We start from the raw sequence: 13,688 nt of genomic DNA on the forward strand, positions 1-13,688 counted from the left end.
CTGGGGATAAGGGCGAATGGAAGGTTATTCTGTCATTGTAGTGGACGTGCAAATAGGACGGGTTTCTCTTATATATACCTCACTCAAAGGAGACTATTTCATGGACAAATTATTATACGGCGTAGCCTATTATGATGAATATATGCCATATGAGAGACTGGACAAGGACATTCAGATGATGAAGGATGCCGGCATCAATGTGGTGCGTATCGCTGAATCGACATGGAGTACGCATGAACCGCAAAACGGCGTGTTTGATTTCACTTCCGTAGATCGGGTGCTGGATGCGATGCATGCGGCAGGAATTCATGTCATCGTAGGCACACCAACGTATGCTGTTCCGACGTGGATGGTGAAGGAGCACCCGGACGTGCTGGCAACAACAGCACAAGGCCCTGGGAAATATGGGGCAAGACAAATTATGGACATCACTCATCCGACGTATCTGTTCTATGCAGAGCGCATCATCCGCAAGCTGATCTCACGTGTGAGTAAGCATCCAGCTGTCATCGGATATCAGACAGACAATGAAACGAAACACTACAACACAGCTGGAGACAATGTGCAGTTACAGTTTGTTAAATCTATGCGGAACAAGTTCGGTTCTCTGGACGAGTTGAACAAAGAATTTGGGCTGGACTACTGGAGTAACCGCATCAACAGCTGGGAAGACTTTCCTTCCGTTGTGGGTACCATTAACGGTAGCCTTGGGGCTGAGTTTGCCAAGTTCCAGCGTCAATTAGTCACGGATTTCCTGGCGTGGCAAGTTGGGATTGTGAATGAGTACAAACAGGATGGCCAGTTTGTTACCCAGAACTTTGACTTTGAATGGCGGGGGTATTCCTACGGCATTCAGGGGGATGTGGATCATTTTGCGGCATCCCGGCCTTTTGACATCACCAGTGTAGATATCTATCATCCTTCCCAAGACGAGTTAACCGGAATTGAAATTTCGTTCGGAGGAGATGTGGCGCGTTCCACGAAACAATCCAATTATCTGGTTCTGGAGACTGAAGCGCAGGCATTCTGGCATTGGGTTCCTTATCCGGGCCAGTTGCGATTACAGGCCTTTAGCCATTTGGCTTCAGGTGCGAATATGGTCGCGTATTGGCATTGGCACTCGCTTCACAATTCGTTTGAAACCTACTGGAAAGGCCTGCTGAGCCATGATTTTGAACCGAATCCGGTGTATAACGAAGCGCAGACAATTGGTCGCGATTTTGCTCGCCTGAGTCCCAAGCTGGTGAATCTGAAGAAAACAAATCGGGTGGCTGTACTTTTCAGTAACGAGGCATTGACCTCCATCAAGTGGTTTGGCTTTAACTTTACCAGTGACAAGAACTACAACGACGTTGTGCGCTGGATGTACGATGAGCTGTATAAAATGAACATTGGCTGCGATCTGATCGATCCTTCCGTGGAGAGTTATACAGATTATGATGTGCTTGTGGTGCCTGCCCTGTATGCGGCTTCGGATGCATTGCTGGAAAAACTAAATCAATTTGTCCATGACGGCGGACATATCGTGTACTCGTTCAAAAGCGGTTTTGCCAATGAGCACGTCAAAGTTCGCTCTACGCGTCAGCCTGGACTGATCAGTGAAGCGTGTGGGATTAGCTACAACCTGTTTGTTGAGCCGAAGCATGTCGGGCTGCGGGATGATCCGTTTGGCGTAGGTGAAGAGCATAATCAGGTGCACACCTGGATGGAGCTGATTACACCGACGACTGCGGAGGTGCTCGCTTGGTATGATCATCCACACTGGGGAGAATATGCAGCGATCACGCAAAATAACTATGGTAAAGGCAAAGCAACATATGTTGGCTGTTATGCAAGTGCTGCTGTCATTCGCAAGGTGTTGGAACGTGTGATGAAGGATGCGGATGTATGGGGAGCCGATCAGGAGCTTGCTTTTCCACTCATTGTGAAGACAGGTGTGAACGATCAGGGGCAGAACATTCGCTACTATTTCAACTATTCGGATGAGCCGGTTTCCTTCAAGAATCCGCATAGCGAAGGGACAGAGCTATTATCAGGGGATTCGATTACTGCTGGGCAGGAGATCACGCTGGAACGGTGGGGCGTACGCATTATCGAGCAACACTAGGGAATAATAGTGCAGATTTTAAGTTCCCAAGGAAAATAGAAGACTTTGAATTGTTCTTTTACACTTTAACGGAGAGGACAGAAAAAACCTGAAAAAGCGAAGCGATCGCCTCAAAGCTTTCTGCAAGAAAGCTACATCGGCAGCATAGGCTTATCCCCGGATTTTCCCTTTTGGAAAAAGGAATGAAAAAAATCCGGGGATAACCGCTACTCTCCAGGTGATTCTGTCATCGGAGTGGCCTGTGTAAAATCTTGGTTCAACATTTACTTCCTATTTTCCGAAAAAAAATAACAAGACCATGGCGCCCTCGGCTTTGATGCCGGGGCGTTTGTCTTATTTTAGCTCAGGAGTGGATGCGCTGTGTTTAACGAATTCTACCGTCGGCTGATCGATCCTTTCAAGCGCAGCATTCGCAATAAATTGATACTTACCATGACCCTGGTCGCTGTACTGCCGGTCATAGTGATGACTGCGGTAGCTGCGGAGAATGCACGTTCCTCCATGGAAGCCGAGATTATGGATACGAACCGGGTCAATATGAATTGGGCCTCCGTCTATTTGGCAGAACAGTTTACCCGCATGAATAATATTATTTATTCCATTCAGATCAGTGATGAATTGCACCAGTATTTGGCGTTAACTCGGGAAGCACCGGCCTCCAGCCGTTTTGACGAACAAAAGGCCGTTTTTAATATGCTGAACAGTGTGTACTATTCTGCCGGCAATTATGTGTTTGGGGTCGAACTGTACTTGAAGGAGCAGGACACCCTGTTCACCTTCAATTCCATGGAATCCCGAATTAAGACGGTTGCGGATATTCCCCAAGGGTATCATAAGCTATTTGCGGAGCATAAAGATTTTACAATTATCAATGATCCGATAGATTCGCAAAAGTTCCATATGACTCGTAGCATGAACCGCTTTGAGGATCAGGCTCAGATCGGGGCAATCAGTCTGGAGATCAAATGGGCTGAGTTTAATCAGACGCTTGAACTGCTCGACAGCAGGGGAGATTATACAGCCTATATCGGAGATAGTTCAGGTCATCCGGTATATCAACCGAACTCCTCCATCCAGCCATCGGATGAAGCGTTGAAGCAGCTGAGTGAAACGAAGAATAACGCAGGTTTTATTCGCACAGCACAGGAATATATTTTCTATCACGATATTGAGTCGACAGGGTTACGGGTGATTAAGATCGTACCGGATCATGTCATTAACGAGAGTGCACTGGAAACGATGAAGTATGGACTTGTCGTGGGCGGAGTGGCAACCGTAGTGTCTGTAGCTCTGGCGGCACTGGTTGCTTGGCGAACCTCTAAACCTATCGTCAAACTGGCGAATTCCATGAAGGGTATCCAGTTGATCAAGGATCGTAAAGTAGAGCGTAGCGGACGAGTGGATGAGATTGGTCTACTGGAGAAAAATCTGCACGGCATGGCTAGTCGGATCCGGGAGCATATCCGGGACAACTATTTGATGAATCTTGAAAAGCAAACAGCCGAACTTAAAGCGTTACAATCCCAGATTCATCCTCATTTTCTACAAAATACACTGCAGATGATCGGCGGCATGGTGTATTCGCAAAAACCGGCAGACAGCTACAAGGTGATTCGGTCTTTAAGCGAAATGTTCCGTTATATTGTACGGGCGCCGGACGGCCTTGTCCCTCTGCAATCTGAACTGGATCAACTGGAGCATTATATGCTGATTCAGAAGCAACGTTTTGCCAGCCGGCTTGAATATAAGCTGGAAATTACGGGAGAACTCCGAGCGTGTTATATTCCGAAGTTATCCTTGCAGCCTATTGTTGAAAATGCATTTTTGCATGGGCTGGAGAAAAAGTCTGGGGAGTGGAAGCTAGGCATCGAAGTGCTCTGTGATCCGCAACAGGGCAGGGTGACCATTCAAATTTGTGATAATGGCATGGGTATGGAGCCGGATAGGCTCGCAGAGATGCAATCGAAACTGGAGCGCATTACGCGGCATACCGATCGGGTATGGAGTTCAGGCACGAGTATTGGACTGCTTAATGCCGCATCACGAATGGTGATGCATTTTGGACCCGATTACGGTATGCGTATGGAAAGTAAACTTGGGCAGGGAACAAAAGTGATCGTAACGATCCCCTGCACAACAGGAGGCGAGTCCTTGTGAGCAAGGAGATCTATAAAGTGCTGCTGGTGGATGATGAGCCGTGGAATCGGGATATTATCCGCAATCTTGGCGAATGGAATGAGCTCGGCCTGGTTGTCTGCGGTGAAGCAGAGGATGGAGAACAGGCGATACAGATGGTCAAGGAATTGCAACCTCATCTTATTATTACGGATATGCGTATGCCCGGATCAGACGGTGTCGAGCTGATGCAGACGCTGAGCAGTCAGTACCCGGAGATTAAGGTCGTTGTGGTAAGCGGTTATGATGATTTTAATTATGCCAAACACGCCCTTCGATATCGTGCAGCTGATTATCTGCTGAAACCGGTGAACCCGGATGAACTAAATGCTACGCTGGCGAAATGTAGTCGTGAACTGGATAAAGCCACTGCGGCACCAGAAGTATGGGAAGCTTATCCGGCTTCATTCGCGGGTGAATTCTCTCTGTTCCAGCAGCAGGCACGTCTGCGCTTTAACGACCTGAACCTGACGAGTCTGCGGGAATGGTTTCATCGATTAGAGCAGAAGCTGGAACAAAACGAGGTTCGCAGACCTCGCCAGCTTGGACGTGCTGTCTATGAGCTGCAGAATATGCTGGACGAGCTATGTATGTCCAATGGGCTGTCCGATCGCCCGAAAGAGGGAGTATTGCCTCCTGCATCAACGCTGGGTTCGATCCGGGCAGCTGTGGAATGGATATCCGCTTCCTATTATCAGGCGCTGGAACAATTAATTGCCCAGCGCAAGTATAAGAACAAACTGAATCTGGAAGATGTGAGGCAGTATATGCAGCAACACTGCATGGAGATGATTACGCTGGAGCAGCTTGCCCAGATCTTTTTTGTCAGTAAGGAATATTTGAGCAAAGCCTTCAAGAAAGAGTATGACGTGAATGTGACCGATTATGTGGTCCAGCTTCGGATGACCAAAGCAAAAGAGTGGGTGATGGATGATCAGATTCCATTCAAACATATCGCCGAGATGACCGGATATGAAGATGTGTCCTACTTCTATCGGGTATTTAAAAAGCACTTTGGTGTGTCACCCGGAGAGATGCGCAAGGGCCAGCATAAGTTGTCTAACCCATTCCCCGAATGATTCGTTCGGGGAATGTTGCTTGGATTAAGGTTTAAAATAATCCAATGGAAGAGTCTAATTTTGTCCAATGAAGCGCTTACATTTTGCGATATATAATGAGCCTATGAAAGACAAACCAGTCACACCGGGAGGTCATAAGAGATGAAAGTATGGAAAAGCGTTGTAAGTGCGGCACTGGTCAGCGTTCTGCTCGCAGGTTGCGGCTCGAATGCAGGCACGGATAATGAACAGAACGAAGTCGCAGCAGGCAGCACCGTGAACCTCAAAGTATTCATTGCTCAACCAAGGCTGAAAGAACATTACGATAAATATATAGAACAGTTCAAGGCCAAAGAAAAAGCAGACAAAAACATCGAGGTGAACGTACAACTGGAGATGCCGCCAGCAGATAATGCGCCTCAGATTTTGAAAACAAGACTAGCGTCTAACGATGCACCAGACGTATTCGCTTTGCACGCAGTGAATGAGATTCCACCTTTCAGCAAAGCCGGATATCTGGAAGATTTGTCTAACCAACCTTTTGTAGATAAATTGCTGGATTCGGTCAAACCTTCGGTAACGGATGCAAGCGGCAAAGTGGTTGCGGTTCCGCTTGAAACCTTGTCATGGGGTTATCTGTACAACAAAGATATCTTCAAGGAACAAGGACTTGAGGTTCCAACGACCTTGACAGAAATGAAAGCGGTTGTAGAGAAGCTGAAAGCAGCTGGCATTACACCGTTTGAGCTTTCTTACAAAGAAGCGTGGGTGCCGCAATTGTTCCTGCCACTCACTGTAGGGGCGCTGACACAGACAGAGCACAAGGACTTCGTGGAAAAAATGAACAAGGACGAAGCTTCCTTCTCGGATATGAAAGCCCTGTTTGATGTGTTCGATCTCGTCAATGCCAACGGAACGGATAAAGCGCTTGAAGTTGGAGCCGATGACGGCGCAGCGGCTTACGCTACAGGCAAAGCGGCGATGTGGATTCAAGGACCGTGGTACGCGGAAACGATTCTGAAGTCCAATCCCGACATTAATTTTGGTGTAGCTCCAATGCCGCTGAACGACAATCCGGATGATACCAAAATCAACCTGAGTACATCCACGTCACTGGCTGTATCGTCATCAAGTAAAAATAAAGAAGTGGCACTCGACTTTGTAAATTACATTCTCGATGACAAGGATTCAAGTGCATTTTATGAAGCACTCAAGTTTAATCCGGTTGCCAAAGTGCATACGTTCAAGAGCTTCCCGTGGGTAGACGACGCCCTGAAATATGTTAACGAAGGCAAAGCTTATCAAGATCCAACGATCCCACAAGCCGTGAAGGATGAATCCGGTAAAGCACTGCAAGGATACTACTCCGGACAATTGAATCAACAACAGGTGATTGATGCGCTCGACAAGGCGTGGAAGTCCTACAATAAAGTCAACAAATAAGAGCTGAATGCTTAACAGATAAAAGCTGGATGCTTCACAAGTAAGCGCCCGAACGATCAACAAGGTTGAGCTGTAAGAAAGCAGTATCCGCGTTTGTTGGCAAAATCTCGTTTGGTTCCGTATTGAGCTCGGGGTTTTGTCAACAAATGAGCGGTACTTTATTTCGTAACAGTCTCGAAGCAGATGAAACGGCTGGCTGAACGATCATCGTTCCCCCGTTAACCTTCATCCGCTGTGCAAAAAGGGGGAGAAGTTATGGCTACGAATGTGTTCAAAAAGTATCTTTCATTGCTCGCGTTCACAGCGCCAGCCTTTGTAATCTATGCGATATTCCTGCTGTACCCGACGTTTAGCGGGATGTTCTACAGCTTGACGGATTGGAACGGATTAAACCGTGACTACAGCTTTATCGGGCTGGGGAACTTTGTGGAATTGTTCAAGGAAGATCCTGACTTCATCAACTCGCTGTGGTTTACGATGAAATATGTTATTTTTATGCTGATTCTGCAAAATGTCATTGCATTGCTACTCGCCGTATTCATTGAGTCGCGTACACGCAGTAAAGGGTTGTTCCGCACGTTATTCTTCATGCCCAACATGATCAGTACAATCATCAGTGCATTCATGTGGACGTTCATCTTTTCCCAGGTGTTGCCGCAGCTGGCTGAGAAATTAGCCGTTTCTTTTCTCGACCAACAATGGCTCGGTGATCCGAAGTTCTCCTTCTACTCGATTCTGATCGTATCGCTTTGGAACGGTGTGGGCTATATGATGATCATCTACCTGGCTGCATTGCAGGGTGTACCGAAGAGTCTCAAGGAAGCCGCGGTCATTGACGGCGCAAATGCGTTTCAAGTGCTACGTAACGTCGTACTGCCGATGATTACACATGCGATTACCATCTGTTTCTTCCTGACACTGAACGGTGCATTCAAAGTGTTCGAGGTTGTCTATGGATTAACAGGCGGCGGCCCGGGCCGGGCCACACAGGTCATCACCATGAATATTTATGAAGAAGCTTTCTCGAACAACTTCAGATACGGGTACGCAAGTGCCAAATCGGTTGTGTTGTTCATCATCGTCTTGATCTTTACACTCATCCAGATCACCGTCATGAAGAGAAAAGAGGTGGAAGCATGAGAATGCAGCGACTGAACAATTACCTGATTCGGCTGTTACTGATTCTCGGCTCTCTGGTAGCCATGCTACCGATCTACATGGCTGTGGTGAACTCGTTCAAAACACAGGGCGAGATGTTCCAATCGTTTATCGCTCTGCCGACCACGCTGCATTGGGAGAACTACACGGATGCGTTTAACAAAATCAATCTGCTCGGCAGCTCGCTGAACTCCGCGATTGTGTCCATTCTGGGTATCGGGGGAATTGTGTTCTGTGCTTCGCTTGCAGGTTACAAGCTGTCACGGACTTCCGGCAGGCTTAGCAATCTGATCTTCTTCATGTTTGTCGCTTCCATGCTGGTGCCGTTCCATTCCATCATGATTCCGCTGACGCGTGTCGCAAAGGGGATGGGGGTGCAAGGAAGCACTTACGGACTGGCTCTGATCTATATCGGACTTGGCGTAAACATGGCGATCTTCCTCTATCACGGGTTTGTGAAGTCCATTCCGCGTGAACTGGAAGAATCGGCTCAGATCGATGGATGTAACGAGTTCCAGACGTTCTTTCAGATTATTTTCCCGCTTCTGCTTCCAATCACGGTGACGATTGCCATTCTGGACTTCCTGTGGATCTGGAATGACTTCCTGTTACCACTATTGATGTTGACAGATGTAAACCGGTATACACTTATCCTGTCTACAAACATGCTGTTTGGTGAGTATAACAAGGAATGGCCGCTAATTCTCTCTTCTCTGGTTTTGACTGCAATTCCGGTTATCCTGATCTACGCATTCTTCCAGAAGTTTATTATGGAGGGAATTGCGGAGGGAGCGGTCAAAGGATAAGAGGCTAAGAATAACAGGGCAAAGGAGCTCGTTCCTGGAACCCACCTCTTCACACTTCAGTGTGTATGCTCATGTTTATAGCCTTGAACTACGGACATCCTCCGTTAGTTCAAGGCTATTCTCATTTATCGAAAGACAGAAAAACCAAGGTGAGCATCCCCAATTAACACAAGTTGAGTATCAGAATTGCAAGGAGGGCGGCTATGTATTTTGCCATTTTCTATGCAAAGAGATGTTGCTCACACGCTGGGCTTCATTAGCCTGTGTGCTTCTTGTGCAAGGACAATCAGTCCGCGCTCCATCTCCTCTTGCGAGGCATAGGCATAAGAGAGTCGGATATGACTCGCATCCATGCGATCATACAGATACCCTGGATGAATGAGTACATCTGCTTCCAGACAGACAGAGAACAACTTGCGGATAGACAAGGTTTCTGCGGTGAAGCGCAACCAGATATAGAAGCCGCCTTCAGGTATCTTCCACTCGGCTATGTCTCGAAGGTAGCGATGAAGTAGCTCCAGCATGAAGTCTCTGCGTCTTCGGAGCTCCGGACGTAGCCGATCCATATGAGTTGCGTGATGGCCATCTGCAAACCATAATGCGGCTGCTTCCTGTGCGAGCGAACTGGTACCGTAATCCGTCTGCATTTTAATATCGGCCAGCCTTCGAATGACGGGCACAGGGCCGACAAGCCAGCCAAGGCGAAGACCTGGACTGACCGCTTTGGAGAGTGTGCCCATATGCAGCACCCGGCCCTCTTGATCACTTGCCTTGAGTGGAGGAGGTGAAGGGTGATCCAGCCAAAGTTCCTGATAGGCGGCATCCTCCAATATGGAAATACCGAAACTGCGGGCGAGGGACATCAATTCATCCCGGCGACGGCAACTCATTACGCTGCCTGTAGGATTATGGAAACTCGGAATGGTGTACAGTAGCGGGAAAGACTCGCTGTTATTCTCGTCGTTTCCCGTGTGCAACGTATGTATCGCACGTTCCAAGTGCCCCAGGTGTAAGCCCTCTCCATCCATGGAAATTCCGTTTAGCTTTAATCCTGCCGATTGAAAGGCATGGATGGAATAGAGATATGATGGCTTCTCTAGCAAGACAGCTGATCCACGAGGCAACAGTCCCACAGAGATCAGATGCAGTGCCTGTAGAGATCCCGATACGATCAGGATCGAATCTGGTGAGGCCTGAATGCCACTAGACTGCAAATGTGCGGACAACGCCTCACGGAGCGCCAGACTGCCTTGAGGTTCGATGTAATTCAGCATACGTGTTCGTTTGGACAGGGTCTGGAGGATTCCATTAAACGCATCGTTAGGCATCAGTTCCGGCGCCAACTCACCTGTACCCAGCCGAATAATGCCAGGCCTGAACTCCGCCTGGTTAATCTGCTGAATCTCGGGCAGATTCGGGTAGTACCAGCCTTCCTGTGCAGCTTCGCTCCAGTTGGGCAAGGCGGCATGGGCCATACTGTGCCAACCGGAACCGGAGACATAGGTTCCTCCTCCGTGCCGGCCTTCAATCATGCCTGCCGCAGTCAGGTTATCCAGAGCGGTGACCAGCGTACTGCGGTTTACACCCATGGATGCTGCCAGTGATCGCTGCGAAGGCAGACGAGTCCCGGCTGACCACTCGCCTGTTGTGATTTTCTGCCGGATATAGGCTTCAATCTGACGGTACATAGGCAAATCAAGCGCAGGGTTTGGCTGCCAGTTTCGGCCAGAAGACGTATTGGGATATTGACGTCCCATCAGGTGATTTCACCTCCTGTAGTTATAAAGATAAAGTTGTCGCGTACTTGCTGTCGATCATGTGTCTATGACTGTTGTTAGGATGTACAGAGAAGGAGGGTTCTAAAGAAAGTGTCCGTTATCGTATTTGTATCGTCCACTATACCATTTGGTTGGGTTCTATGCCATCCAAGTGGTTGGTTACGTCTTTCCTGATTTCATTTACGCTGAAGAAAGAGATAAGGGGGATGGACAATGGACGTTTTTATTCATGCCGTGGTGCTGGCATTTGGCTTGATTTTACCGCTGGGTGTTCAGAATGTATTTATTTTTAATCAAGGGTTAACGCAAAAGAAATACCTGTATGCACTGCCAGCTATAATTACAGCAGGGATTAGTGACACGCTGCTGATTGGAGCCGCTGTAGGGGGCATGTCTCTCATATTGGTTCAATGGCCGCTACTCACCCATTTTTTATACGCGGCTGGAAGCCTGTTTTTGCTCTACATGGCTTGGGGACTATGGAAATTATCGGCTTCTTCAGATAAAGCCCCCACTGCGATGTCGGCAGGACGGCAGATTGCTTTTGCCGCTTCGGTGTCTATTCTCAATCCGCATGCCTTGCTGGATACCGTGGCTGTCATTGGTACAAGTTCCATTCAGTATGCAGGGGTGGAGCGTATGTATTTTACAATCACAACAATGGCTGTATCCTGGATTTGGTTTCTGGGGCTTGCCGCTGCAGGCAGCGTAGTTGGCAATCATGACCGCACAGGGTATATACGAATTGTGCTGAGCCGCGTATCCGCTTTGATTATGGTTGGAATCGCACTGATGATGTGCTGGAGGCTTTTTAATTCCTAAATCAGGTGTTCAAAGCTCGTGAGCAGGGTGAACCAATGAAAACCAGGGGATCGTAAAGGCTGGATGAATGTAAGAAGGGGACTTCATTGTACCTACCTACTTGTTAGCACTTGGCATCAAAAAAAGCTCCCCGTCGTAGAATCACGGGAAGCTTGTTATATTGATTATTCTGCCTTTAACAGGATCGATTCAATGAACAATTTAAGCTCCTGGCTTGTTGCGTTCAGATGGTCAATGATCTCGCTGAACTCCGTTACAAGTTCAGATTGTGCATTGCTGGACTGCGTAATAGAAGTAATCTCCTGTTCCATCTGCTGAATGGAGGACTGCACATCCTTGAGGGAGCGTTCAATATTCACCGTCGCCTCTTTCGTTCCGGTGGACAATTTACGCACTTCAGCTGCAACTACGCCGAACCCGGCACCTGCCGCGCCCGCACGCGCGGCTTCAATGGCTGCATTCAGGCCAAGCAAATTCGTCTGTTCCGATACTTCACGAATAAATACGGCAACTTTATTGACCTCACCGGAGTTCTTCACAGCGAGTCGTGTGTTGTCCAAAATTTGCGTAGACGAAGCAGTTAGTTGTTCGGACTGTGCAGCAACGGTCTGCACCATCTCTGATAACCTGCCGCTGATGCCTGTAATCAGGTCGGTAAAGTGCTCCAGTTTTTCTTCGTTTTGAAGTGAAAAACCTATAGCAAGCGTTCCTGCAATCTTTCCTTCATCATCATAAAGCGGAGTGGCGGACGAAATAATGGGTGTGCCGTAAAATTTGGCGTCAATGCGATTGGCTGAGGTCTCGCCATGCACGAGTGCCCGGCGCAGTGTAGGGTCTTCAAGAGAGATCGGATCTCCGGCTCTGATGCCAAGATCAAGCTCGTTGCTGGGAACGTAATACCAGAACTTCTCGGTATCGGTAACGGCAATCATGATATCGTGTTCTTTCAGCATAATTTTAAAATAAGGACTTGCTGCAGTGAGTGCTTCTACGATGTTCAATAAGTTCAGCTCCTGTAGTGTGTGTGTATATCATCTGGGTGTATACTATACATCGTCAGATCGATTAGCAAAATTTAGGCCTGAAAAGGGCATAACGTCTATTACATTTTTTTGAAGCATTTGAATCAAGGGAGGAGAAATATGTCGCCAACATAGGCATTTATCATCAAACAACACAAAAAACAGACGGGAACCTGGGGTTCTCGTCTGTTTTATTCATAAATCATGCTGCGTACTGCGACTGTTTAAAATAAATCGTGTTATGTTTTCCTTTTATCCACCGATCTGAGACATACGTCGTACCGTCGGTGTGTGGGATTGCATTTTTTTCTCCAGCGCCAGCGCCATTTCATGATTTTTCGGTTTGGTACCGAGTGCTTTCAGGAAAAGTGCGGCCATCGCGTCGGGATCATCTACATAGCGGCGAACATTGTACTCATCTGACCAATACAGACAAGCCTTGATATGTCCGTCCGCTGTAAGGCGTAGCCGATTACAGTTATCACAGAAATGGTCACTGACCGGATGAATAAGACCAAATGTGCCTTGGGAGCCTGCGATTTTCATATTACGTGATGGGCCATTCCCGGCAGGGCCTTCGGTATTCTCGACCGTCCAGCCAGCTTCGGCGCATACATCTGTTACGGCCTCCAGCGGCAGATACGATTGGCGCCAGGAGTCGGAAGCCTGCCCGATTGGCATGTATTCAATGAATCGCACATGTAGCGGCTGATCGATCGTCATAGCAATGAAATCCTTAATTTCGTCATCATTAATGCCTTTCATGAGCACGACATTCAGCTTGATCGGTGCCAGGCCCACCGCGGTAGCTGCCTCGATACCCTTCAGCACCTTATTCACATCTCCACCGCGTGTGATCATAGAGAATCGGTCAGCATGCAGGGAGTCCAGGCTAATATTAATGCGGTTCAGCCCCGCATCCTTCAAAGCCTGAGCCTGTTTGTCCAGCAACAAGGCATTCGTGGTCAATGCAATGTCTTCGATGCCATCAATGGCAGAGATCATGCCCACAAGTTTATGCAAATCCTTACGTACCAGTGGTTCTCCCCCCGTGAGCCGAACCTTGCGCATGCCCATCGGGGCGAGCACTTTCAGGACTTCCGTAATTTCTTCATAACTCATAATTTCGTCATGCGGAGCAAACTCCATGCCTTCCGCGGGCATACAGTAGACACAACGCAGATTGCAGCGGTCCGTAACGGAAATACGGATGTAGTCATGTATGCGGCCAAATGAATCCTGAAGCAGTTCCATGCAGACCACCCTTTCAACGGTTCAGATTGGAAATCTTCTATAGAAAATGATACGACAATTGTAAA

General features: G+C 48.0%; 10 protein-coding genes. 7 read left to right on the top strand and 3 right to left on the bottom strand.

What is annotated here, in order from left to right:
• Positions 1 to 100: 100 nt before the first annotated feature.
• The 6 genes from FS818_RS20905 to FS818_RS20930 all read left to right on the top strand — a co-directional run bounded on the left by FS818_RS20905 (position 101) and on the right by FS818_RS20930 (position 8,747).
• Entirely contained in the window at positions 101 to 2,107 is a 2,007-nt protein-coding gene (locus tag FS818_RS20905) for a beta-galactosidase (RefSeq protein WP_145334353.1), read from the top strand.
• A 360-nt stretch (positions 2,108 to 2,467) separates the two neighbouring features.
• The gene (locus FS818_RS20910) at positions 2,468 to 4,264 is read left to right on the top strand and encodes a sensor histidine kinase (protein WP_145334355.1); all 1,797 of its coding nucleotides are present in this window, start codon (positions 2,468 to 2,470) and stop codon (positions 4,262 to 4,264) included.
• A complete protein-coding gene (locus FS818_RS20915) occupies positions 4,261 to 5,361 on the top strand; it encodes a response regulator transcription factor (protein WP_260989933.1) in 1,101 nt (366 codons plus the stop codon). Before FS818_RS20910 ends, FS818_RS20915 begins: the two co-directional genes overlap by 4 nt.
• 141 nt (positions 5,362 to 5,502) lie before the next feature.
• Positions 5,503 to 6,783: an ABC transporter substrate-binding protein gene (locus tag FS818_RS20920; protein ID WP_145334357.1), complete on the top strand. Its 1,281-nt coding sequence runs from the start codon at positions 5,503 to 5,505 to the stop codon at positions 6,781 to 6,783.
• A gap of 255 nt (positions 6,784 to 7,038) precedes the next feature.
• Positions 7,039 to 7,923, top strand: coding sequence for a carbohydrate ABC transporter permease (locus FS818_RS20925; protein ID WP_145334358.1), 885 nt, complete (start codon positions 7,039 to 7,041; stop codon positions 7,921 to 7,923).
• Positions 7,920 to 8,747, top strand: coding sequence for a carbohydrate ABC transporter permease (locus FS818_RS20930; RefSeq protein WP_090922754.1), 828 nt, complete (start codon positions 7,920 to 7,922; stop codon positions 8,745 to 8,747). The genes FS818_RS20925 and FS818_RS20930 overlap by 4 nt, the downstream gene beginning before the upstream one ends.
• A 239-nt stretch (positions 8,748 to 8,986) precedes the next feature.
• Here the strand turns inward: FS818_RS20930 and FS818_RS20935 are convergent, their stop codons facing one another.
• Complete coding sequence (locus FS818_RS20935) at positions 8,987 to 10,504, bottom strand: aminotransferase-like domain-containing protein (RefSeq protein WP_145334360.1); 1,518 nt, start codon at positions 10,502 to 10,504, stop codon at positions 8,987 to 8,989.
• A gap of 234 nt (positions 10,505 to 10,738) precedes the next feature.
• Between FS818_RS20935 and FS818_RS20940 the strand changes: the two genes are divergently transcribed.
• Positions 10,739 to 11,347 (top strand): LysE/ArgO family amino acid transporter, encoded by a 609-nt coding sequence (locus FS818_RS20940; protein ID WP_145334362.1) that lies wholly within the window; start codon positions 10,739 to 10,741, stop codon positions 11,345 to 11,347.
• A gap of 164 nt (positions 11,348 to 11,511) precedes the next feature.
• On the opposite strand, the gene FS818_RS29530 is transcribed toward FS818_RS20940, so the two are convergent.
• Together FS818_RS29530 and moaA are read right to left on the bottom strand one after the other, a co-directional pair.
• Positions 11,512 to 12,348, bottom strand: coding sequence for a methyl-accepting chemotaxis protein (locus tag FS818_RS29530; protein ID WP_145334364.1), 837 nt, complete (start codon positions 12,346 to 12,348; stop codon positions 11,512 to 11,514).
• Between the two features lie 273 nt (positions 12,349 to 12,621).
• Positions 12,622 to 13,623 (bottom strand): GTP 3',8-cyclase MoaA, encoded by a 1,002-nt coding sequence (gene moaA / locus FS818_RS20950; RefSeq protein WP_145334366.1) that lies wholly within the window; start codon positions 13,621 to 13,623, stop codon positions 12,622 to 12,624.
• Positions 13,624 to 13,688 lie beyond the last annotated feature (65 nt).

The organism is Paenibacillus xylanexedens (assembly GCF_007680605.1).
GTDB classification, from domain to species: Bacteria; Bacillota; Bacilli; order Paenibacillales; family Paenibacillaceae; genus Paenibacillus; species Paenibacillus xylanexedens_B.

Excerpts from the sequence above, each read along its gene's own strand:
- FS818_RS20935 (WP_145334360.1), bottom strand. The coding sequence starts at position 10,504 with ATGGGACGTCAATATCCCAATACGTCTTCTGGCCGAAACTGGCAGCCA.
- FS818_RS20925 (WP_145334358.1), top strand. The coding sequence starts at position 7,039 with ATGGCTACGAATGTGTTCAAAAAGTATCTTTCATTGCTCGCGTTCACA.
- moaA (WP_145334366.1), bottom strand. The coding sequence starts at position 13,623 with ATGGAACTGCTTCAGGATTCATTTGGCCGCATACATGACTACATCCGT.
- FS818_RS20930 (WP_090922754.1), top strand. The coding sequence starts at position 7,920 with ATGAGAATGCAGCGACTGAACAATTACCTGATTCGGCTGTTACTGATT.
- FS818_RS20940 (WP_145334362.1), top strand. The coding sequence starts at position 10,739 with ATGGACGTTTTTATTCATGCCGTGGTGCTGGCATTTGGCTTGATTTTA.
- FS818_RS20920 (WP_145334357.1), top strand. The coding sequence starts at position 5,503 with ATGAAAGTATGGAAAAGCGTTGTAAGTGCGGCACTGGTCAGCGTTCTG.
- FS818_RS20905 (WP_145334353.1), top strand. The coding sequence starts at position 101 with ATGGACAAATTATTATACGGCGTAGCCTATTATGATGAATATATGCCA.